Here is a 23519-nt window from a genome sequence, read left to right on the forward strand (position 1 = left end):
TCACTATAAGTTTTTCACATTTTTTCACATTGTGAATTTAACCGCCATTTTATCAAAGTTTTGATAAAATAAAAGCTATTTATACTTTTTAGGAGAGTTTTTGATAGATTATGACGCCCTTGCTAGCGATCTGCGCGCAAAAATCCCACAAAATGAGTACGACTCATACATAGCGCAACTTAGCATAGACAAAAAACAAAGCAGCAAAGAGCATATCACATTTAACGCACCAAATGAGATAATAGCTAGATTTGTGCAAACTCGCTATGCCGATAAAATATCTGCAATAGCCGAAATAAAAACTGGCGTAAGGGCTGCTATTAGCATACAAGTAGCCGGCAAAACTCCAAAGCAAAACTCCCCAGTAAAGCCCACTTCCAGCGTCCCATCAAGCCCGCTAAATCCAGCCTATACATTTGATAGCTTTGTCATAGGAGATTCTAATCAATTCGCCTATGGAATCTGCGAACAAGCAAGCAAAAATCCTGGCAAAGTCTACAACCCCATATTTATCTACGGACCAACTGGACTTGGTAAAACGCACCTGCTACAAGCCTTTGGTAATGAGTGCTTAAAGCAGCAAAAAACGGTGATTTACGTAACAAGCGAGCAGTTTATAAACGACTATGTAAGCCATTTAAAAAATAACTCTATGAATAAATTTCAAGAAAAATACCGAAATTGCGACGCTTTGCTAATAGACGACGTGCAGTTTTTGGGAAAAACAGAGCGCATTCAAGAGGAGTTTTTCCACACTTTTAACGCCCTTCATACAAAGCAAGCTCAAATTCTAATGACCTCAGACCGTCCTCCAAAGACACTAAAAGGCTTTGAAGAGCGCCTTGTCTCGCGATTTGAATGGGGTATGACGCCTGATATCACTCCGCCAGATTTAGAAACAAAAATCGTCATAATCCAGAAAAAATGCGAATTTAATAACATAACACTAAGTAAAGACGTAATCGAATATATCGCCGTAAATATGGGAGACAATATACGAGAGATAGAGGGAGCAATAACCGAAATAGCGGCATTTTCAAGAATGATAGGACAAAGCATTACACTTGATTTTGCAAAAAATATCATAAAAAATCGTATAAAAGAGCGCCTTGAAAATGTAAGTTTAGATGACATAATAGCTGTAGTAAGCCGCGAACTAAATATAAAGCCAAGCGAGATAAAATCAAAATCACGTGCACAAAACATAGCAAAAGCTCGCTCTATAGTTATATATCTAGCCAAAACTTTAACACCAAATTCAATGCCGCAAATTGCGAGTTATTTTAGTATGAAGGATCACAGCGCCGTAAGCAAAAACATCAAAAAAACAACTGAAAACATGCAAAATGATGACGAATTTAGACTTTTAGTCGATGAAATTCATGCAAAAATAGTAAGCAAATAAGGAAAAGAAGTGAAAAAATGTGAAAAATTTAACGCTAAACTTGAATTAATAAAATGCCCAAAATATCATAGTTTAGATAATTTTTTCACTTATTCACAACCCTTAATACTAATATTAAAAAATACTAAAAATAAAAGGAAGCAAAAATGAAAGTCCTAATAGGCAAAAGCACACTTGAATCAATAGTAACAAACACAAACCCATACTTAGAAAAAAAAGATGCAAGCGCAATCACATCTCATATATATATAAGTGCAAAAGATGGGACTTTAAATATAAGAGCAACTGACCATGAAATAGGACTAGCTTATAGACTTAATAACGCTAAAATAGTAGATGAAGGAAGTGCTACGGCAAACGGTAAAAAACTGCTTGATATAATAAAAAGCTTAAAAGATGATGAAGTAATGCTTGAAGCGATTAATAACTATCTATACATAAAGCAAAAAAACTCAAAGTACAAACTACCGATGTATAAATTTGAGGATTTTCCAAGCTTTCCAAATGTAGATGGTAAGAATAAATTTAATGTAGATAGCATAATGCTAGGTAGAAGCCTTAAAAAAATCCTCACTAGCATAGATACAAATAACCCAAAATATGAGCTAAACGGAGCGTTATTAGACATTAAAAAAGACCACATTAATATAGTTGGTACTGACACTAAAAGATTATCCGTTTACCGTTTAGAAGCAAACGGGGATAGCGAGTTTTCTCTAATAATCCCAAAAAAAGCAATAAATGAAATTCAAAAGCTATTTTATGATAAGATAGAAATTTATTATGATGAGAATATACTAATAGCACAGAGTGAAAATTTTGAGTTCTTTACTAAGCTAATAAATGGTAAATATCCAGACTATGAAAGAGTCATACCAAAGGATTTAAAACAGGTAATTAAGCTAAACAGAGATAAAATGATAGAGGGTATGAAAACAATATCTATAATAAGTGAGCTAATGAAAATCACCTTTGAGCCAAATAGCATACTTTTTGAAAGTGTAGTAGATGATAACAGCGAGGCAAAAACAACTATAGAATTTAATACAAATGTAAGTGAAAGCTTTAGTATAGGCGTGAAAAATCGATATTTATTAGACTTTTTAGCTGGGATTGAGGATAGTGAATTTGAACTTGGATTTAACGACGCTGGGTTAGCATTTGTCGTAAGCTCAAAAGAGCTAAAAACAGTAATAATGCCAATAAATGTGTAAATTTAAAAAGCGAGAAAAAAGGTAAAAAATGGAAGAAAAGAAAAACTACGACGAAGGCAGTATTAAGGTCCTAAAAGGGCTTGAAGCCGTGCGAAAACGCCCTGGTATGTATATCGGAGATACCAACATCGGCGGACTTCATCATATGATTTACGAAGTGGTCGATAACTCCATAGACGAAGCTATGGCAGGATACTGCGACACCATAGATATTGAAATCACTAGGGAGGGCAGCTGTATCGTAAAAGATAATGGCCGCGGCATACCAGTGGGAATGCACCCAACCGAAAATATGCCAACAGCAACGGTCGTCCTTACCGTGCTTCACGCTGGGGGTAAGTTTGATAAAGACACCTATAAAGTCAGCGGGGGCTTGCACGGCGTGGGGGTTTCAGTCGTAAATGCCCTATCAAAAAAACTCGTAGTTGAGATAAAACGTGAAGGTCAGGTTCATAGGCAAGAATTTGCCAAAGGCAAGCCAACAAGCGAGCTAGAAGTGATAAAAACGACTAATCGCACAGGCACGAGCGTGGAGTTTTGGGTCGATGATGAGATATTTGAAGTAACGGAATTTGATAAAAATATCCTTTCAAAACGCTTTAAGGAACTCGCCTACCTAAACCCAAAAATCACCATAAATTTTAAAGATCAGCGTGATGGATTTAGCGAAAGCTACCACTTTGAAGGGGGGCTTGAGAGCTTTGTAAATGATATGAACAAATCAGCCCCAGTCTCAAAAACGGTCGCCTTTAGCGGCGGCGAAGACGACGTGGTGGTCGATTTTGCGCTAATGTATAATGAGACTTACAGCGAGAATTTAGTCAGCTTTGTAAATAACATAAAAACCCCAGACGGCGGCACGCACGAAGCTGGCTTTAGAGCTGGGCTTACAAGGGTCATTACAAACTACATCGCAGCAAACGCTAGCGTGCGTGAAAAGGACACCAAAATCACAGGCGATGACATCAGAGAAGGGCTAATCGCTGTGGTAAGCGTCAAAGTGCCAGAACCGCAGTTTGAGGGGCAGACAAAGGGCAAGCTAGGCAGCAGTTACGTAAAGCCTATCGTTCAAAAGATGACTTTTGAAGTGCTTAGTAAGTATTTTGAAGAAAATCCTATCGAAGCCAGGGCGATAATGAATAAAGCCCTAATGGCAGCTCGTGGGCGTGAAGCGGCTAAAAAAGCGCGCGATCTAACCCGCAAAAAAGAGGGTCTTAGCGTGGGCACCCTACCTGGTAAGCTAGCCGATTGCCAGAGCAAGGACGCTAGCATTAGCGAGCTGTATCTTGTCGAGGGCGATAGTGCTGGTGGGTCAGCAAAGCAGGGGCGAGATAGGGTCTTTCAGGCGATTTTACCGCTAAAGGGTAAAATCCTAAACGTCGAAAAAGCACGCCTTGATAAAATTTTAAAATCAGACGAGATAAAAAATATGATAACGGCTCTTGGTTGTGGCATCGCTGAAGAGTTTGACTTTGAAAAGCTAAGGTATCATAAAATCATCATAATGACCGATGCTGACGTCGATGGTAGCCATATTCAGACACTGCTTCTAACGTTCTTTTTCCGCTTTTTGCGTCCAGTTGTGGATAGTGGCTGCATCTACCTAGCCCAGCCGCCGCTTTACCGCTACAAAAAGGGCAAAAAAGAAATTTATCTAAAAGATGACCGCGCTTTAAATGAGTTTTTAATCGAGACTGGAATTGAAGGTGTTGAATTTGAAGGCCTGGGAAATAACGATCTAATCGACTTTTTAAAGATAGTAGCAGCCTACCGCAGCGTGCTTCGTGAGCTAGAAAAACGCTTTAATATCATCTCCGCCATTAGATATATGATAGAAAATCCAGACGTCATCTCGCAAGATTATGCTGGGATTTTTGCTTCTTTAAAGGAGTATTTAAGCTCTCAAGGCTTTAATATCCTAAACTCATACGTAAGCGACGATGAGATACGAATTTACGTCCAAACAGATAGCGGACTTGAAGAGCTAATAGTAAATGACACTCTCTTTGCAAATCCGCTTTATGAGGAGGCTGTTTATATCCAGGGTAAGATAAAAGAGCGCGAGCTTGACTTTGGCAAGGACATAATCGAAATCCTAGACGAGATAGAGAAAAACGCTAAAAAAGGGGCGTATATCCAGCGATATAAGGGTCTTGGCGAGATGAATCCAGAGCAGCTTTGGGAGACAACGATGAATCCAGAAAACCGCCGTCTGCTAAAGATCGATATAGCAGACGCTGCAAGCGCTAGCGAGACCTTTAATCTTTTTATGGGTGATGAAGTAGAACCTCGCAGAAACTACATTCAAGAGCATGCAAAAGATGTCAAGCATCTTGATGTGTAGGGATTTTATGTTTATGAAATGGGAGCTAAGACAGCTTTAATTTTAGTTCTTTAAAAGTTTTTAAGTTTGGGTTTGTTTTTAGCAAGCCCAGCACCACGCCGTGAATGTCTTATTACCTGAGTGTGTTGGCTTTTTAAATTTAAGATGTGCTAGAAGCTGCGAAATAGGAACGGAGAGTTCGAAGTATCGTGAGATGAATTTAAATGTTGCGACGTGATTTTACGAAGGAGCATACAAATAGTATGTGATCGAGTAAAATCGCTAGTTCATTTACCCAACGGGTGCGAGCCACGAAGTGGTGAAGCAAAAGTCGCTCACGAGACGAGCTGGTTTAATTTTAAAAAAGGTAAAATTTATGAAATACGGAGAGAAAATAATAAACGAATTTGACGTCGAAAAAGACTTAGAAATCTGGGAGAATAAGCACGAAAGGGATTATACGATAAAAATCACACTGCCCGAGTTTGCCTGCCTTTGCCCACGTAGCGGCTACCCTGATTTTGCGACGATTTACCTGGAGTACGTGCCTGATAAATTTGTCGTCGAGCTAAAGGCGATAAAGCTTTACATCAATAGTTTTATGCACCGAAATATCAGCCATGAGGATAGCATAAATGAGATTTACTCAGTGCTTGAGCGAAAGCTAAAGCCAAAGTTTATGCGAATAACAGGCGATTTTAACCCACGCGGTAACGTGCATACGCTAATCGAAATAAGCTCAGACAGCGTGGATAAATTTAAAAAATGCTAAGCGCTAAAATCATCGAGCATATCCTAAAAGCCGCCTCTATCTCTCGCTGGAACGACTATCCAAAGATGGTAAGCCTAGTCGAGCTTGATAAACAAGCGCATAAATTTATCATCGCGTATTTTATCGCTAAGCTCGAAAATGACGTCGATATGAACTATATTATAGAGGCTGGGATTTTTGAGTTTTTAAGTCGTGTGGTGGTTACTGACATACGCCCTGACGTCTTTCGCCATATTCAGCGTACCAAAAAGCAGCAGGTAAATGGCTGGATACTAACTAAGCTTGAGCCTATTTTTAGCAATATGAATGATAGTGAGTTTTTTGCTGGGCTTAGGAGATATTTGCTAGATGATGATAGCACTCATAAAAAGGAGCGGCTTATCCTAAAGGCGGCTAGCTATCTTGCCACACGCTGGGAGTTTGGCATAGTATATCAGACAAGCCAGTTTTTAAGCGGTATTGACGAGCTAAAGGCAAAGGTCGATGAGGAGCTGGAGGATTATTACGAGCTAATAGGCGTACGTAAAATCGCTATGAATCAAAAGCTAGCGCGACTTGTTGATCTAAGCGGACGGCTGCGATTTCAAAAGCGTTGGGCGCAGACGCCACGCATTCCTGAGACTGCGGTTTTGGGGCATATGCTAGTAGTGGCGATTTTAAGCTATTTTTACAGCCTAGCTGTGGGTGCGTGTAAAAAAAGGCTTGAGAATAACTTTTTTTGTGCGCTCTTTCACGATTTGCCCGAAAGCTTAACGCGCGATATAATAAGCCCTGTAAAATACGGCGTGGATGGGCTAAATGAGATAATCAATGAGTATGAGATGCGGCTTATTGATGAGCGAATCTTGCCATTTGTGCCTGAGAGTTTTAGGGCGGAGTTTAGCTATATTTTGGGTATTAGTGAGAGTGGTGGACGGCTTGTAAAGGATGAGTTTGAAAATCGTACCTACCAGCGTACTTCAATGCGCCATGATGGGACAATGGATAACGTTAATGAGGATAAATTTAACGCAATCGACGGTAAAGCGCTAAAATACTGCGATAAATTTGCCGCTTATATCGAAGCTGGGCTTAGTATCAGCTATGGCGTAAAGTCAAACGAGCTAGAGAGCGGCTTTAAAAATATGTATGAATTTTTCCAAAAAAACCCAAGAATAGAAGGGGTGGATTTTTTCAAAATAGTTAATGACTTTGACGATTATTTTAAGATTAATGTAAATAAAAATAGTTAGAAAATTATTGATATAAATTTATAATAACTTATTAAAAGGCTAGGAATACCTAGCCTTTATATTAAAATTTAACTTTAAAGCCAGCATTGACGTTGTAGTATTTCTCGTCCCCGCTTATTTTCGTACCAAGCCCTAAGTTAAATGATGAATTTGGAGTCATTTTAAGCTCAGTACCGCCTAAAATAGTAGCGTAGGTTTTCTTACTAGTTCCAGATACGCTTTGGGCGATTGTGTCGTATCCGTTAAAGCTAATTTTACTATCATCTTTTTTATATATCTCACTCTCAAGCCCAGGTACTAAGTAAAAATATCCACCACCTAGCATATAATATCTTAATTCCACGTTTGCAGTTATACTTGCTAAAGTACTGGTTGAGCTATCTCTTTTTAGTCCTAGTTCGCCGTCTTCTTTTAATTCAGGCAGATGTGTGATATAAAAATTTGTACCTATGCTAGGCTTTATTATACCGCTATCAAACACACTAAATGCATATCCAAAGCTACTACCAAGTCCAAATGTATGGCTATTTCCTTTGCTATTGTAGTTTAGATTATCTCCAAAAAACTGCATATTTCTTTGATTTTTATTTATACCTAGTGTGTAAAAGCCATTTAAATCAATCTCATAATTTCCATTAAAAAATCTAGCATAGCTGCCAAATTGTACGTGATTTGTGTCTGATTTTGCATCACCTGAAGTGGCTTTTGATTTAGCTAGCATTGAGTAAACGCCTATTATGTTATCATCATTTTGCTTATCGATACCTATGCTAAAGCCAGCCATTTTTAGAGTTGCATCATCTCCTAGTTTGCCTTTTGAGCCTACTGTGTTAAACCAGAAGCTATTTGGTGTATTTGTATTATTTACTACAGCTTTTTTCTCTCTTAGGCGAGTTACTAGCTCATCCTCAACATCGCTTAGTATGATTAGCGAGCGTGCATACTGTTCGCCATTTAATTCTTCTATCAGTTCTCTTGTAGCAAAATAATTTGCCATAGGGTCGCTTAGTTTTGCTAATCGAGTTTGGGTGTTCATGGCACTACTTAGATTTATTATATTTTGGATATTTTGTTTTTTTGCTATGGTTTTAGTAAATTCTTGTGTAGATTTTTCTATATTATTAAAGCTATCGTATAACATATATGCCGAGTTTTGGTCGTTGTCTTTTATAGCTTTTTCATACTCGCTAAACATACTAACCCCATATGTTTTTGTTATATTTTTTAGACTATCTATCTTAGGCGTTAAGGCTTGTATTTGCTCTTTGCTTAATTCAGGTCTTTTTTGAGGTTGTTTGCTTTGAGGTTTTTCTTCTTCATCTTCTTTTGAAGCTATTATTTCATCTTCGTCATCTGTTGTTGTAGGTGTTTTACTTGGTTTGTCTTGCGCTGTTTTATCTGTTTCTTCGGCTTTTTCATCGCTTGAGTTTGGCTTATTTTCTTGAGTTTTTTCTGAGCTTTCACTCTCTGTGGCTTTTGTTTCATTCGTCTGAGTTTTTTCTGGTTCAGCTGTATTATTAGCTTCTGGAGTTTGATTTGAGCTTGATGGTTCCGGTTGATTTACTACTATTAGCTCACTGATAGGCTTTTTTAGTGCTTCTTCAGTGAGTGCTAGAGTGTAGTATAGGTTATTGTTTGATGAATCTACATTTACTTTTAGGTATTTGCTATCGGCTTTTGCCTCGGTTGTATTTTTTACCTCATCTATTTTTAGGCTCTTAGCATTTCCACTTACTTTTAAAAAGTATATATTTTCTTCTTTTAGGGCTTCATCTCCTAGTATCCCACCATTACTTATTAGTATATTATATGCTGTATCCCCCTTTAGTGGTGTGCTATCTTTATGCAAGGCTAGCCCTATTTTTGTATTTTCGCCTAGGACGGTTGCGCCAGTTACATAAAATCCACCTAGCTCGCTATTAGCTGCGCTTTGCCCTGCTATTATAGTACCGTTTGTTGTGTCAAGGTTTCCTTCTATTTTAAATTTACCACCCATATTTGCCATTATGCCACTATTTTTTACTGTTTTGCTTTTTATTTTTACTTCGCCAGAGTCTTTTGCTAGAAGGAAGTTTTTATTCTTTACTTTGGCTTTAGTATTAAATTCATAAGCTTCGTGAGGTTTGTCATCGTTTATTATTTCAATTTGTACTAAATCCCCAGCATTTATCATATTGGATTGGGCTTCATTTCCGTTTGTAAATTTATTAGCTTCTATGTTAGCACTGCCACCGTTGCCGCTAGCTATTATAAAGCCTTTATTTTGGATATTATTTGCCTTTAAGCGAAAATTTGCCCCATCTGCTATATCTAGCACTTGATACTCCCATCTTTCATTTGGTTTTTCTTTTTCTTCGCTTTCATAGTATTTTTTATCATATGTTTTTACTTTGGTTGTTAAAGCGCTGTCAAATTCAATATCTCCTTCACTTATTAACTCATATGTTGCGCCATTATTTAGCTTTATTTGATTGTCGTTATTTTCTCTTACTATTATGTCGCCTTTTGTTGTTAACTTGAATAAGCTTTTTGAGTCTATACCGTTTATTAGACTTATATCATCAATTCTCTCATCAGAAAATCCCACACTTATATCTTTTAAATTTACCTTTTTTGTATTATTTGGCATATTTATTGTTAGATTTGAGTTTTTCCCTATTATTGGGGTTTGAGCACTTATACCTATATCAAAACTAATATTAGGACTTGAAATATTATAAGTTATATTTGTTTTATTATCTCCATTTGTTAAATATACAAAATTTATATCATTGTCGCCTTCACTCCTTTCGGGTCTTGTGTATAGGTTTGCTTTATCAAATTCATAGTTAACTATTACAGAATTTATACTATCGCTTCCATTTTTTCCCAACATCATAACCGAGACATCATTTTTATCCCATGAGTTACTATCAAATATTTTATACTCTGGTGAAGATAATGCTTCTTTATATACTGCCGGTATTTCATCTTTTAATTTCTCAACAATAGCGTCTTGTGTTAGCTTTTCAAATTCCTTTTTCTGCTCCTCGTTAAGCTTCTCTTTGTACTCTTGAATTTGTGCAGTATTTAGCGTGCTATAGTAGCCTTGCTGTATATCTTGGATAGTCTTTTTTAGATAATCGCTCTGCTTTTGCTCTATGGCTCTTTTATAGACATTAGTTTTTTTATCTGGCAAATTTGCTATAAATTTCTCTAACCCTTCTTTAGTTTGCACGGACTGGATTAGCTCTTTTTGATACTCTGGATCTATTATTTTGCTATTTAGCGTAGCAAATTCAGATTGATGTGCGCTTTTATCTACAATATTTGATGCTATGCTACTTCTACTGCTTGCCTTTGCACCAATTAGGAAAAATTTACTCTTAGTTATCTCACCATCATCTATAGCGTAGAGTGTGTTATTTAATATTATGCTTGATAGCACCAATGACAGTTTTATTTTCATATTATTCTCCTTTTGTATTTTTGTAATCAAATTTAGTCTTGTCGCCGTTTCCATTTACCGCTCCTACAAATGTCTCTAAAAATGTCTTTATATCTTTTATAAAAAATATATTCTCATCAGGAGTGCATGCTTTCATCATGTTATAAAAGTTTTTGTTGTATCTTTTATCTCCTATTATTATGCTTACTATTTTTACTTCCTGTGCGCCTTTTTCTTTTAATCCGTCTCTAATATGATCACAAAGCCTATTTTTTATTATAAATTCTCTCTCTATTTCGGTTACATCGCCAGTTTGATTACTTGTGTTTCCGTCAGTTATCATTATGATTACTTTTCTTGGTTGTTTACCGCGTGCTAGGTGCGCTGCTCCCCTCATAATCCCAGGTACCACACTCATAGAGGTCATTGCCACTTCGCTATTTAAAGTGATCTCATCATTTACATCTAAGATAGGATTTTCTGTGTAGCTTTGTATGCTTTTTAGCTCTTTAAGCGGGGTTTCTGTAGCTTCAACATAAGCAGTCGCTCGGCTTGGATTTTTACCCATTAAAGCAGGAGCGTAAGAAAATGTTGTTATAGGATTATTTGGATCATTTTTATCAAGATAGTAAACTATAGGCTTAGTATTGTCCTTCCCATTTAATCTAAAGCCAAACCCAGCATTTAAATCAAACATATTTTTTATGCTTTCTTGCACGTCAACTATGCTATTTACGCCCCTTTCATTTTCATTTGTAACAGCTTCTGTGAATGCTAGCTCAAACGCTGAAGCTTGCATTTGATTTAAAAGATTTTGTATCTTTGCTGCTTTTTTATTAGTTAGCTTTTGATTTTGTGAAGCTTGGTTTAAATTTAGAGTATAAGATATCCCACTTTGTAAAGCACTTTCAAATTTAGTAGATATTTCGTCATATTCATACATATTATCTAGTCTGTAATCATTACCTCCGCTTGTATCACTTGCGCTTTTTAATACATATGGTGTAACTACTTGCTTATCGCCTGTTTTATCCCCTAGTGTGTAGTCATATTCCCTATTTACCTGAATTAACGCAGCTAGAGGTATAATAGAGTATGTTACGCTATCGCTATTATTTTTAGCGAGCATTTTTAGGACTTTTTTTGTTATGGCTTGAGATATTTTCATGTTTGTATTTGCTGCTTTTAGCTCATCGCAAAGCTGTGTGTCAAACTCATCAGACTCATCATCTGCGCCTTGGCACTGAGCTAGTAATACATTATAATCAAAAAATGCGCTAATATCAGAAACCATAGAGTAAGTATAATCTAACGCAAATACATAATCGCTCTCGCCGCCATTTCCACCGCCTTTAATCACCCTAGACCCAGTCCTTAGCGTGTAGTCTTGTTTTGAGTCTTTAAACGGCGTAAGAATAGTCTTATCGTTTAGCCTAGCTTGTAAAAGTAGGCCTTTTTGCTCTTTGCCTTTTTCATCTTTTTCTTTAAATTCTTCAATGGCTTCGATTTTTACATCTGCGGTAGTGCCTAAAAAATAGCGCAGGAATTTTTCGCCCACACTTTTAGGGCTTGATACTTTATTATCGCTTAGCGTCGCTGCTAGGTTTGCTTCTCTAGTGGCATCATCTAGTTTTGAATGCTTCATAATCATAATCCCACCGTCATAAGCAAGCCATATTAGCCCAAGTACTGCCGGCATTAAAATAGCTGTACTTATAGCTACAAATGCAGAATGATTTTTTATAAATTTCATCATTTTACAACCCCAGCTGCTGATGCTTTTAAACCTAGTAGCTTTTTACTGCTTGGCAAAAAGCTATCAAAGCAAAAGCTTACTCGGTAGACATCTAGGTAGGATTCTTTGCTTTTTGGGGTTGCTATGGCGTCTATGCTATCGCTATTTTGGCAGCTTTTACCGTAGTTAAGGCTCTGTTTTAGTTTTGGCTTTGCACTTTTATCAAATTCAAAGTGTTCTATTACCATTCCTAGACTTTGTGTATCTTTTATGTAGCCTTTGCTTAAATTTAACGCACTTTGATAAAGTCCGTCTGCTAAGTCCTTGTCTATTTTGTTGTTTTTTGTTATTTCTAGGTCGTTTTGCCTTAAAATACCCAAAAATGAGTAGCTAAGCCGCTCTAGCCTAGATTTATTTACCATAACATATCCTGCGTCAGCTATACCAGCCAATATCACTACAAGCCCCAAAAATACTATGCTAGCTTCGACGCTTACTGAGGCGGTTTTATTTAGTATGAATTTTTTCATTTATTCTATGTACCCTACTGCCTTAGAAGCTATTAATTCTTTGTCTATTTTGGTGCGAGTGATTAAAAATATGGGCTTTATTTCATATTCAAATTTAAATATAGCTATTTTTGATTTTTTGCTTTCTGTGCTAGGGCATTTTGCGCTTGCCAGTCCTTTTACATCATCGCAAAACTCAACATCTGTTTTAAAATTTTTTGCAAAGCCTAAAAGATCTTTTTCTTTGCTTATGATATATTCATCAAAGTGCTTTTTTACTTCACCCTTAAAGGTAGAAGCATATTTGGCTGCATGGTCTATGCTATTATCTATTAGCATTATTTGATATACTAGCACGCAGCTTTCCATTATTACAGCCATAAAGATAATAAAAGGTAGCAGCAATATCGCAGTCTCAATACTCGCTATTGCCGTGGTATCTTTTATAAAATTTATTAGCTTATTCATCTTTAAAGTCGTTTGGCTTTGCTTTGATTAAATCTGCTATTAGCTTTTTTGGATACTTAGCTAGGTTATATTTTTCTATTAAATTTTCTGCCGCAGTGTACTCATTTAGCTTAATAAGCGCAAATGTATAATTATGTAGTAAAAACGTATTTTCACACCCTCTAGCGTAAATCGGCTCAAAGTAGCTAATGGCACCCCTGTAATTATTTTGCAGTATCTCGAGTGCACCTAGATTTGTGTTTATAACGCAGTCATCATAAAAGAGATCTTTTGCTATTAAAAATGACTTTTGTGCCTCTTTTATGTAGCCATTACTGGCAAATATTATACCCTTTAAATTCCACGCTTCTGGATTTTGTGGGTTTAGCGAAAGGGCTTCGTTTATACTATCAAGTGCCTCTTGATATTCTCCTAATTCTTCTAAAATTTTAGAGTAAAGCAGTAGATTATCTTGGTTTGCTATCTTTTTTACAAGCGGTTCTAAAAAATATTTAGCTGAATTATAGTCTTTTATTTCGTAGTATAATTGCGCTAATTTTAACCTATCTTTTGGATTATCATCGTTTGCTAAACGTTTTTTATAATCAGTTATTAACTGTTCATAATTGCCAGCTAGTTTTAAAATGTTTTCCTTTTGGATTGGGTCGCTAAACATGCTTGAGCTGGTTTGTACCGCACATCCTGATAAAAATAGTGCCGCTAAGGCAAAACTTGCAATCTTTAAATTTAAACTCATCAAATTCCTCCTAATACTTTCATAATGCCTGGTGCTGCGATGATGATAATGACTGGAAACATAAAAAACAAAATCAGCGGCACACTCATCTTTGCGCCCAGCTTGCCTATGGCCTCTTCGGTTTGTAGCAGCTCCATTTGGCGTATCTCTTCGCTAAGTCCAGTGAGCGAGTCATACACCGCCGAGCCGTATTTTAGGCTCTGCTTTAGGGTTACGCACATCATACTTATCTGCGTGCTAGGCAGCTCTCTTTGCAGCTCATCAAGCGCGGCTTCTAGTCCGCTTATCTGGCTTTTTAGTATCATCTTGCTCAAAAACGGCGCAAAGGCTTTGTTGATATTGCTTATGCTACTTTCTAGAAATTTAATCGCACTTTCTATATTCATACCAGTCTGCACGCACACGGCTAAGAGATCCACAAACATCGGTATATTTTTACTTATCTCGGCTATTCGACGCTCAATTATGAGCCGTTTTATCATCGACGGCAGCACAATAGCCCCCACAAAGCTAAAAATCGCAATGAGCAAAAAGCTACTATCGCTTAGCCCCACCAGCCCAGCCTTTTTAAGCGCGAGCAGGGGCAAAATGATAGCTAAAGCGATAAGCAGTTTAAGCAGCACGTTATTTTCTAGCTTGGTTATCGCGCTTAAGCTCTTATCGCTGCGGCGTAGTAGCTCTTCGGTTTGGGCTGTGTTGTTAAATTTAATAAACAGCTCTCCGCTAGCACTTGCGGTACAAAACTCCTTTGCCGCTTTTAGCCTTCTATCCTGACGCAGGGCGTAATAAAGCAGGCCAATGCCCACAAAAAGCACCAAAACATAAAACAGCACCATCACAGCTTCCTCATAAAAAACATAATCATCGCCATCCCCACAAACTCACTCCCCAAAAAATAGTAAAGTATGTAGCGTCCGCTTGGGTCGTTTAGTATGTAGTCAAAATTTTCTGGGCTTATAAATTTCATCAAAAATAAAAACACAAATGGTATGGCGGCGGTGATTTTTGCGCTCATCCTAGCTTCGCTTGTCATCGCTAGCTTTTTACGCTCCATAGCCTTTGCCCTGCTCGTACTCTCCCCTAGGCGCGCTAGTATCTCCTTTAGCTTTGCGCCGCTTTTTAGGCTGACTAAAATGGTGATTAAGAAAAAGTAGTAGTTGCGAAACGGCAGGCGTTTATACGAGCTAGCAAAGACTTTGGCTGGGTCTTCGCCTATGTTTAGGCTCCTTACTATTAGCTTAAACTCATCAGCTATCGCTCCGCTGGCGTGCTGGCTGTAATATTCCAGCGCCTGCGTGATATTGCTCCCCGAGCTAATGGCGCCATTTAGCACGACTATGGCTTCTGGGAAATTTTTCTCAAAGTCGTTTTTTATGCGTACTTGATTAAATTTATTGATCATCGACATACCCAAAAGCACCCCAACCACAAGCACCACCGCACTAGGCAGACGCAAAAACATATCATTTAGCACGCTTAGGGCTATAATGGTAAAGATCAAAAACAAAAATGGCCTTATGCGTAGCTTTGCGTCGGAGTAAATGGGCGTAAAATATCTAGCTAGCGCAAGCTTTAGCTTTAGCGTGGCGCCTATTTGCTTTGGCTTTGAGTCAGGTATGTGAGCGTCGACTAGCTCCATAAATGCAAGCACCTTTTTGTTATGACTGCTTAGCCTTAAAGCGTAAATGAAAGTGAAAATTCCAAAGCAAAGCAGCAGTAGATAAAAGCTCATCTAATCACCCTTTCAAGCTCGCTGGCTATGTCAAACATCAGCGCATTTTTGCTAATGGCCGACTCATCGGCTAGTCCGTAGCAGACGTAGCTACCTTGGATCTTGCCACGCTCATCACGCTCTGGGGCTAGCCTGAATTCAAACACATCGTGCGTCTTTATCTCGCCCTTTTCATAGCCTAGAATTTCGCTTACTTTTGTTACCTTTCGGCTGCCGTCATTTAGGCGGGCGATTTGGACTATCACATCCACAGCTGAGCCTATGGAGTGGCGTATGGCATCAACTGGCAGGTCAAAGCCCGCCATCATCACGAGATTTTCAAGACGCAAAAGCGCGTCTTTTGGGTTATTTGCGTGAAGTGTGGTCATAGAGCCATCGTGTCCTGTGTTCATGGCCTGAAGCATCTCAAAGGCCTCTCCGCCCCTGCACTCGCCTACGATTATGCGATCTGGGCGCATTCTTAGGGCGTTTATGACTAGGTCTCGCATAGTTACCTGTCCGCTGTTTTCTACGCCTGCCATTCTCGTTTCTAGCCTGACGACGTGGGGTTGTTGTAGCTTTAGCTCGGCTGCGTCTTCTAGCGTTACGACTCGCTCATCGTGTCCGATGTGGCGGCTTAGGGCGTTTAGAAGTGTTGTTTTACCGCTTCCCGTGCCGCCTGAGACTAGGATATTGCAGCGGCAGCGGCTAGCTATGGCAAGCAGGCCTGCGACTTCCGCGCTCATTGAGCCCATATTTGCTAGCTCTTCTAGACTGCGTGAGCTTTTGTTAAATTTACGAATGGATATGGACGTGCCGTCGATTGCGATTGGGTTTATAACGACGTTTAGTCGGCTGCCATCAGGCAAGCGAGCATCCACTAGGGGCTGGGCGTCATCAAGGCGGCGTCCCATTTTGATAACAAGTCGCTTTGCGATGTCTGTTAGCTGGTCGTTATCGATAAATTTTTGGCTCGTTTTTTCTAGCTTGCCAAACTTTTCGACAAAGATATTATCAGGCCCATTTACGAGTATGTCGCTTACATCATCATCCTCCATTAGCACTCGCATGGGTCCTAGCCCCATTATCTCATCGGCGATGATTTCGGCTATGTCGCTTAGTTCATACACGCTTAGATAGGTCTGGTTTGCTGCGCTTACTTTTTGTATGACTTTGCCTATCTCTTTTAAAAATAGCGCCCTATCGCCCATAATGCTCTCAATACGCTCAATGTCTATCTCAGCCAGCACCTTATCACGGATAAATTTTACGTTTTCGCTTCTCATTATCTAGCCTTGAAAAGCCAAAATTTGCTAGCTTTTTTGCTGCCTGTGAGATTGTCTATGGCTGTTTGAAATGCTATTTGTGCTTTGCGATTTAGTTTTGCGCCTAGTTCGCTATTTCCCGCATTTGGTAGGATTAAATCTATCTTTGTCTCGGCTATTTTTTCTATTTGATCTGTGCTTAGATGATTTATTTTATATGGGGTATTTATATAAAATACAAGCTTTGATGCGCCTTTATTTACGCTTTTTAAAAATCTATTTACTTTAATTATCTCTTTTGCTTTTCTTACGCTTGCTACACTTGTGTCACTTAAAAGTATAGCGGTATCACAGTGGTTTAGTATATCTTCGCATAGCTCTTTTTGCAGGGCTTGTACGCTATAATCAAATATAATAAAGTTAAACTGTTTAAATTTATTTGAGCTAAACTCAAAGTTCTCATCTTGATTTTGTTTATAAAGACTTAGGCCATTTGCTCTAAAATGCTCTTTTTCAAAATTTATGCCAGATAAAATATCGATATTTAAAGAGCTATTTGCACCTTGCACTAGCAGGGTAGGCGTGCTAAATCTATCATAAATAAGTCTGGCAATATGATATGCGCAAAAGCTCGTACCTATACCACCCTTGCAACCAATTACCGCTATTTTTATGGCGTAGTTTTTGGTTTCATTTGTGTTAAATTTAACAAGCTTATCATAAATTTGATTTGCTTCTGATCCAAAATGTAAGTAGCTAATACCTCTTTTTTCAAAGTTCTGTTTTAGGGTTATAGAGTCGCTATCACCTATGACTACTTTTGCTAGTTCATTTGCAAATAGTCTTATTATGATATCAATATGTGTTTTTGCATCTGTGCTTTTTGATATATCGCAGACTACTCCCCAATAATCAAACTCTAGCTCGTTTGAATTTAAGTTAGAAAGATTTTTATTGATAATAGAAAAATCATTTATGCCTTGCAGAGCTAGTCTCTGTTTTATCTCCTCTATTCGCTGCGTATTTTCAGAGATGATGAGTACTGTTTTTACTTTATTATCTATTTTGCTAAAAATTTTCATCTCATCTCCTTATTTTATAAAGCCAGTAAATTTAATAAAATCGTTTAGTTCGCTTTTTTGAGTACCTGTGTCTATTATTTGAGCATTTATTAAAGACTCACCTAGGCTTCTTGTGCTTAGTGTTGGAATTTGATATGTTTCACCATTTTTTATAGGTTTTGTTATGCTTACTGTGGCTATTATTATTAGTTCGCTTTTGTTTTTTCTAATTTGTGTAGAGCGAAATAATGCCCCAATAAATGGAATATCTCCTAAAAATGGTACTGATGTAACAGTCTCTATCTCTTTTTCATCGACTAGCCCACCAAGGATGAAGCTATCGCCATCACCTAGCTCTATGGTCGTTTCACTACTTCTAGTACGTAGGTCTGCTACTGTCGTTTCGCCCCTTTGGTCAAAGCGGTAGATATTGCTAAGATTTTGAGAAATTTTTAGTTTGATTTTATTTTTACGCTCTATTTTTGGAGCAATTTTCAGGGTTAGCCCAGGCTCTTTTGTTTCGCCTTTTCCTATGGTTGGTCTACTTCTACCTCCTAGTATACCAGCTGTTACGTCTGATATAATTGTGCTACCTCCGCTATTATTTGGCTTTTCTTCAAAAGTGGTGTATTCGTTTTTAATTTCAAAGCTAGCTTCTTCGCCGCTTAGCACACTTAGATTTGGTTGGGCTAGGATTTTAGCTGCCTTGTCATTCCTAATGGCTCTAATAACAGGCTCAATACCTATACCTCTTACGTACTCATTCCAGCTTGCTCCACTTATGTTTGGTAGGGTAAATACACCTTTGTTATAATCAATCCCAAGTTGATCAACTAGCTCTTTGTCTACATCGGCAATTAAAAGCTTTACATTTATTTGATTTAGTTTCGGCTGTTTTAGGACGATTTTGTTGATTAAATTTTCAGATTTTACTTTTTCTAAGAAATCGATCTGATCTGATGAATTTGCACCCATAGCGTTGTTTCCACTATTAGCCCCACCAGCTCCGCTAAAGCCTTTTTGCTGATTTTGTGGAGTTAGCCCAAGTGCGATGACAGCCATTTTATAGGCGTTATCTTTTGATGCTTCATCTGGGGCTTCACCTGTGATTATGTAGCCACGCTTGCCTGGTTCTGCTAGGCGGGTTATTTCTATTGTAGTGCCTGGATTTTTCTCCTCAATCAGTCTCGCAATGCGCTCTAGCTCTCCTGCTAAAGGGTCAATAGTAACCTTTAGATTTAAAAGCGTCCTTGAGTCATCTCCACCAAATACAGCCACATCAGCATATCCGTCCTCTACAGCAAAAATCACTAATTTATTAGTATCAATTATATTATAATCTAATACTTTTTCGTTGCTTGTAAAGACCGTGCTAATATTTTCAGTTGTGGTAAAGAGCTTGCTTTCACCCTTTTTTAGGATTATATCTGCTGCATTTAAACCTATACAAGCAAAGATTGAAAATAAAATTATTATAAATTTATTACTGCGCATTTGCGCCTCCCCTTAGTTCTTTTATAAATTCTTTTTGCAATACTTTTTCTGTTGAGATGACTTTTAGCTTTTCGTTTTGCGCTGGAAAGATGAAAAAGTTGCCTAAATTTTCTATAGCGTATATTTTTTTGGCGTTATCTTGACTTATCTCGATAAAAATTTGTCCAAACCCACTCTCTCCTTTATCTTTGCTATCCTTTAATTCATCAGATTTTATGTGCTGTTTAAACAAAACTCTCTTTTTTGTAAAAACTGGCATTAAGGTTGTTATGTTTGCTGTATCGTAATTTCTATACTCTGTATCTTTTCTCTTTTTGGGTGCAATGCCTTCATCTTTTTTTGGATTTTTAGTCTCGTATCTAAAGAAAATATCCACAAAACCCCCAGGCTTTACCGTCTCTAGGGCGTTCCAATTCCTCTCATCGAGCTCAAACATAAAAGAAAGTAGCCCATTTGAAGGTGCTAGCTTTAGTTTTGCATACTCTGTTGACGATGTATCAAGTAGCATAGATTTTGTGATTTTTTCATTTGCTATAATATGTCTGTTTGCAGCGTATGTCGTAGCGCTTAAAAACTCGTCTTTGCTTAGCGCATCTTTAAAATCGGTGGGAAGTTCGTTTTCATATTGCAAGCTTTCAAATTTTGTGTTATCTTTTGAGATAATTGCAGCTGCGTATATGTCGTCTTTTGCCACTACGTAGATAAACTCTTTTTTGTCTATTTGTTTTGTTTGGGTTTGGTTATTTAATGGCGTGGTTTGTGGTTTTGCCTTTGGCATAAATAAGAAAATTCCACCAACAGCACAGAGAATAAGCAGTATGGATAAAAATAGTAAAATTCGTTGCACGTTTTTCCTTTTAAATTATTCTAGTAATTATTATCATTAAAAAGCCAAAAATGATAGCAACTCCATAGGCTACCCCCTTTTGTATCTGGCTTTGGTTTTTTGTTATTTTTGCTAAAAAAACAGTATATAGCGCTTGTAAAGCCCCCACTATACTAGTGTAAAAAAGCCATAAAAATAGCTCGCTTTGTGTTATAGCTAGACTCAAAGCAACAGCTAATTTTACGTCTGCGCCACCTATAAATCCTAAATAAAATAGTATTATTCCAGCAAATAATATAATAATAGCCGCAGTTATATTCAAGCTGAAGTCGAAAATATAACTGCATAGTATAATTAATCCCAAGGCAGTAAGATTTGAGATATTACTTATTTGTCTATATTTTATATCGGTATATATTATACGGATAAAATTTATAGCGCAAAGAATTAAAACTATATTATTAATTTGTTCCGCCAGTACTTGCGTTGGATGTTTGGACGTTAAGCCCTTCTTGAATTCCTGAAAACGCCTCTTTTATCTTCGCCGTTAATCCGTCTTCTCCACCAGTACCCATGACTATGAATAAAACAGATGAGATAGCTACTGCTATTAATGCATATTCTATTGCCGTAACACCTCTTTTATCTTTGATAAATTTTAGCATAACGCTATACATTTTAGTTTTAAGATTGCTTAACATAGTTTAATCCTTTATTTAATTTTAAATAAACAACTTAGAAATACTACATTAATAATTATTATAAATTGCTTAAAATGATAATAATAATTGAAATTTAGTTATAAAATATTTTCTTATTATTTAATTAAAAATTAAAATATATTAATTATATTGTATGATTATTTTATTTTTTAAGCTAAATTATTCAATATCTTATTAGTAAATTAAAAAATATTATTTTTAATAAATTTATATATTTTTAAAGAATGTAAATAAGATTAAAAACTTTTACCTATGATCTTATTTTAATCTGATCATAAAAGTATTACTATATGAAATTTGACATCTTGCTAAAGCAGTAATAAAGTAAAAAAGAGCAGGAGGGGACAAAACCCCTTTTCAGATGGCTGCGGCACACACTACAATCAAGTGCTCTGCTGTGTTCCCACCCTGAAGCTCTGCTCAAAAGCAGTATTGCACAGGTCTAAAAAGGAGCTTTTCGATAATATCAAAAATATACTTAAAAAAAGCTGTTAAAGCTAAATTTATATTAAAACAACTGTATGAATATGGTAACTTAAAATAAGCTTTAATTATTTCAAATAAGGATTTTATCATTGCCGCCATTGCTATGCAATATCGGCACGATATTTATTCGCAAAGCCCTGTAAAATTTAAAAACCCTCATAGGACAATGCATAGTAAGTTCGCTATTGTTATGTTATTTACATCGTAGGTAGATACACTCTGCTTACGTCCAGTTTTGCTAGGCTTTGCCTTGCTTTTACAGGAATTTCGTCTTTTTCGCTTAATGGGCGCACGACGAGCAGTACTCTACTAAGCCACTATATGTGGCACATGGATTATATTTAAAATTTGTCAAGCAACACTATTGGCTAAAATAGTTTTTAAATTTAATGAAATTATAAGTGTGGATGGTAGATATTAAAGTTGATGTCATAAAATGAATGGATCGGCTTCTAAAATATTAAAAATTTTTTAATTAATCTAATACTTTATATTTTGTCTTTAAGCTATTTTCTGCTTGCTTAAATATTGTAGGATAGTCGCTTGCAAGCCACTTTAAAATATGCGCCCAAACTTACTTTTGCTTTAACGTCTAGCTAGTGTTTTAAATTTCTAAAGTAGAGCCAAATTTAAATGGGGGGGGGTAAATCGCACCAACGCAAAAGCAAGTTAAAGCGGGTTAAAGATGAGCTGTGACCAAGGGTTTAATAGCTATGCAATGAGCTAGTTTAAAAGCAAAATCTATATTGATGCTGATAAAATGAATGATAAATTTAATTTCATTCAAGGCATTTTACAGCATCTAGTTTTGCGCATTAGGCTTTAGTAAAAAAGTGGTCGGAGCTTTTAAACTTTACCAAAAAGCGATAAAAACCAAAGTCATAAACTTGCAAAATAACCCTAATCAAAGCTCACTAAATTCGCACCTCCTATTCAATTTGGCTGTTGGAATTTTTTGCTAAATTTGAGCTTTTGCGTAGCCACATATACCCAGTCACGCCAGAAAATAGCGAGCCTAGTAGTATGGCTAGCTTGTCTGCATAGGAAAATGCGTCGCTATCTGCATAGGCTAAGCTATCCACAAAAAGGCTCATCGTAAAGCCCACCCCACAAAGCAGGGCAATGCCGTAGAGCTGCTTAAAATTCGCTTCATCAGGCAGCCTAGCAAAGCCTAGCTTAATAGCTAGATAGCTAAATCCAAAAACGCCCAGCTGCTTGCCCAAAAATAGCCCCACAATTATCCCCATAGGCACCCCACTAAAAATATCCTGCACGCCTACGCCCTTTAGGGCTATTCCGGCGTTTACAAAGGCAAAAAGCGGCAGTATCATAAACGCCACCCAAGGGTGCAAGTCATGCTCTAGCTCTCTTAGCAGGCTGCTGCCGTTTTTTGGCTTTATGGGTATAAAAAACGCAGCCACGACCCCAGCAAGTGTGGCATGAACGCCTGATTTTAGCACCGCTATCCATAATATAACGCCTATTATCAAATAAGCCGCCTTGCTTCTTGCGTTTAATAAATTTAATATAGCAAGCCCAGCTATGCAAACGCTCGCCACGCCCAAAGACAGAGCACTTAGCTCGCTGGTGTAGAAAAAGGCTATGATGAGTATGGCGCAAAGATCGTCAATTATCGCAAGCGTCATTAAGAAAATTTTTAGGCTCGTTGGTACGCGCTTGCCAAGTAGACTAAGAATTCCAAGCGCAAATGCTATGTCAGTGGCTGTGGGTATTGCCCAGCCCTTTGCGCCAAACTCATCACCAGTAGTAAATGCGCTAAAAATGAGAGCCGGCACGATAATGCCACCAAGCGCAGCTACGCCAGGCAGGAGGATTTGGGCTGGATTTGCCAGCTCGCCCTCGCTTACCTCGCGCTTTAGTTCAAGCCCGATAAGAAAGAAAAACACTGCCATAAGTCCGTCATTGACCCATAAAATAAGTGCCTTGCTAAGCCCAAACTCGCCAAAACTTATAGTAAATGGAGTATGCAAAAAGCTCGTGTAAAACTCGCTTAAAAAGCTATTTTGTGCTATTAGGGCAATAAGCGTGGCTATCATTAAAAATATGCCTCCGCTTGACTCATGGTGGAGAAATTCTTTAATACCGTTCATTATCATCCTTTTATTAAATTTA

Annotated in this window: 19 protein-coding genes and 1 other RNA gene; 5 read left to right on the forward strand and 15 right to left on the reverse strand. The window is 37.5% G+C overall.

Features of this window, described 5'->3' with window-relative positions; genetic code table 11:
* Nucleotides 1–103: 103 nt before the first annotated feature.
* The 5 genes from dnaA (at nucleotide 104) to LBC_RS00025 (ending at nucleotide 6946) form a co-directional block, all read left to right on the forward strand.
* Nucleotides 104–1405: a chromosomal replication initiator protein DnaA gene (gene dnaA, locus LBC_RS00005; protein WP_221254904.1), complete on the forward strand. Its 1302-nt coding sequence runs from the start codon at nucleotides 104–106 to the stop codon at nucleotides 1403–1405.
* A 146-nt stretch (nucleotides 1406–1551) separates the two neighbouring features.
* The gene (gene dnaN / locus LBC_RS00010) at nucleotides 1552–2619 is read left to right on the forward strand and encodes a DNA polymerase III subunit beta (protein ID WP_221254091.1); all 1068 of its coding nucleotides are present in this window, start codon (nucleotides 1552–1554) and stop codon (nucleotides 2617–2619) included.
* A gap of 28 nt (nucleotides 2620–2647) precedes the next feature.
* On the forward strand, nucleotides 2648–4963 hold the full coding sequence (gene gyrB, locus LBC_RS00015; RefSeq protein WP_221254092.1) for a DNA topoisomerase (ATP-hydrolyzing) subunit B: 2316 nt from the start codon (nucleotides 2648–2650) through the stop codon (nucleotides 4961–4963).
* A gap of 355 nt (nucleotides 4964–5318) precedes the next feature.
* Entirely contained in the window at nucleotides 5319–5714 is a 396-nt protein-coding gene (gene queF, locus LBC_RS00020) for a preQ(1) synthase (protein WP_221254093.1), read from the forward strand.
* Nucleotides 5708–6946, forward strand: a complete 1239-nt coding sequence (locus LBC_RS00025; RefSeq protein ID WP_221254094.1) for an HD domain-containing protein — start codon at nucleotides 5708–5710, stop codon at nucleotides 6944–6946. Before queF ends, LBC_RS00025 begins: the two co-directional genes overlap by 7 nt.
* Before the next feature lie 61 nt (nucleotides 6947–7007).
* On the opposite strand, the gene LBC_RS00030 is transcribed toward LBC_RS00025, so the two are convergent.
* The 15 genes from LBC_RS00030 to nhaA all read right to left on the reverse strand — a co-directional run bounded on the left by LBC_RS00030 (nucleotide 7008) and on the right by nhaA (nucleotide 23503).
* Nucleotides 7008–10394, reverse strand: coding sequence for an autotransporter domain-containing protein (locus tag LBC_RS00030; protein ID WP_221254095.1), 3387 nt, complete (start codon nucleotides 10392–10394; stop codon nucleotides 7008–7010).
* 1 nt (nucleotide 10395) lies between these two features.
* A complete protein-coding gene (locus LBC_RS00035) occupies nucleotides 10396–12129 on the reverse strand; it encodes a TadE/TadG family type IV pilus assembly protein (protein ID WP_221254096.1) in 1734 nt (577 codons plus the stop codon).
* A complete protein-coding gene (locus tag LBC_RS00040; RefSeq protein ID WP_221254097.1) occupies nucleotides 12126–12638 on the reverse strand; it encodes a TadE/TadG family type IV pilus assembly protein in 513 nt (170 codons plus the stop codon). Before LBC_RS00040 ends, LBC_RS00035 begins: the two co-directional genes overlap by 4 nt.
* Nucleotides 12639–13085, reverse strand: coding sequence for a TadE/TadG family type IV pilus assembly protein (locus tag LBC_RS00045; RefSeq protein ID WP_221254098.1), 447 nt, complete (start codon nucleotides 13083–13085; stop codon nucleotides 12639–12641). It abuts the gene before it with no gap.
* The gene (locus tag LBC_RS00050; RefSeq protein ID WP_221254099.1) at nucleotides 13078–13821 is read right to left on the reverse strand and encodes a lipopolysaccharide assembly protein LapB; all 744 of its coding nucleotides are present in this window, start codon (nucleotides 13819–13821) and stop codon (nucleotides 13078–13080) included. Before LBC_RS00050 ends, LBC_RS00045 begins: the two co-directional genes overlap by 8 nt.
* On the reverse strand, nucleotides 13821–14657 hold the full coding sequence (locus LBC_RS00055; RefSeq protein ID WP_260173479.1) for a type II secretion system F family protein: 837 nt from the start codon (nucleotides 14655–14657) through the stop codon (nucleotides 13821–13823). Before LBC_RS00055 ends, LBC_RS00050 begins: the two co-directional genes overlap by 1 nt.
* Complete coding sequence (locus LBC_RS00060; protein ID WP_221254101.1) at nucleotides 14657–15553, reverse strand: type II secretion system F family protein; 897 nt, start codon at nucleotides 15551–15553, stop codon at nucleotides 14657–14659. The genes LBC_RS00055 and LBC_RS00060 overlap by 1 nt, the downstream gene beginning before the upstream one ends.
* Nucleotides 15550–16818 (reverse strand): CpaF family protein, encoded by a 1269-nt coding sequence (locus LBC_RS00065; protein ID WP_221254102.1) that lies wholly within the window; start codon nucleotides 16816–16818, stop codon nucleotides 15550–15552. Before LBC_RS00065 ends, LBC_RS00060 begins: the two co-directional genes overlap by 4 nt.
* A complete protein-coding gene (locus LBC_RS00070; protein ID WP_221254103.1) occupies nucleotides 16818–17879 on the reverse strand; it encodes a hypothetical protein in 1062 nt (353 codons plus the stop codon). Before LBC_RS00070 ends, LBC_RS00065 begins: the two co-directional genes overlap by 1 nt.
* A 9-nt stretch (nucleotides 17880–17888) precedes the next feature.
* Nucleotides 17889–19352: a pilus assembly protein N-terminal domain-containing protein gene (locus LBC_RS00075; RefSeq protein WP_221254104.1), complete on the reverse strand. Its 1464-nt coding sequence runs from the start codon at nucleotides 19350–19352 to the stop codon at nucleotides 17889–17891.
* Entirely contained in the window at nucleotides 19342–20199 is an 858-nt protein-coding gene (locus LBC_RS00080) for a hypothetical protein (protein ID WP_221254105.1), read from the reverse strand. Before LBC_RS00080 ends, LBC_RS00075 begins: the two co-directional genes overlap by 11 nt.
* Before the next feature lie 10 nt (nucleotides 20200–20209).
* The gene (locus tag LBC_RS09130; RefSeq protein ID WP_221254905.1) at nucleotides 20210–20656 is read right to left on the reverse strand and encodes a prepilin peptidase; all 447 of its coding nucleotides are present in this window, start codon (nucleotides 20654–20656) and stop codon (nucleotides 20210–20212) included.
* Nucleotides 20640–20879: a Flp family type IVb pilin gene (locus tag LBC_RS00090; RefSeq protein WP_221254106.1), complete on the reverse strand. Its 240-nt coding sequence runs from the start codon at nucleotides 20877–20879 to the stop codon at nucleotides 20640–20642. Before LBC_RS00090 ends, LBC_RS09130 begins: the two co-directional genes overlap by 17 nt.
* Before the next feature lie 372 nt (nucleotides 20880–21251).
* Nucleotides 21252–21349: signal recognition particle sRNA small type (gene ffs, locus LBC_RS00095), an RNA gene on the reverse strand.
* A gap of 966 nt (nucleotides 21350–22315) precedes the next feature.
* Nucleotides 22316–23503, reverse strand: a complete 1188-nt coding sequence (gene nhaA, locus LBC_RS00100; RefSeq protein WP_409240987.1) for a Na+/H+ antiporter NhaA — start codon at nucleotides 23501–23503, stop codon at nucleotides 22316–22318.
* Nucleotides 23504–23519 lie beyond the last annotated feature (16 nt).

Source organism: Campylobacter sp. 19-13652 (genome assembly GCF_019702925.1).
GTDB lineage: Bacteria > Campylobacterota > Campylobacteria > Campylobacterales > Campylobacteraceae > Campylobacter_A.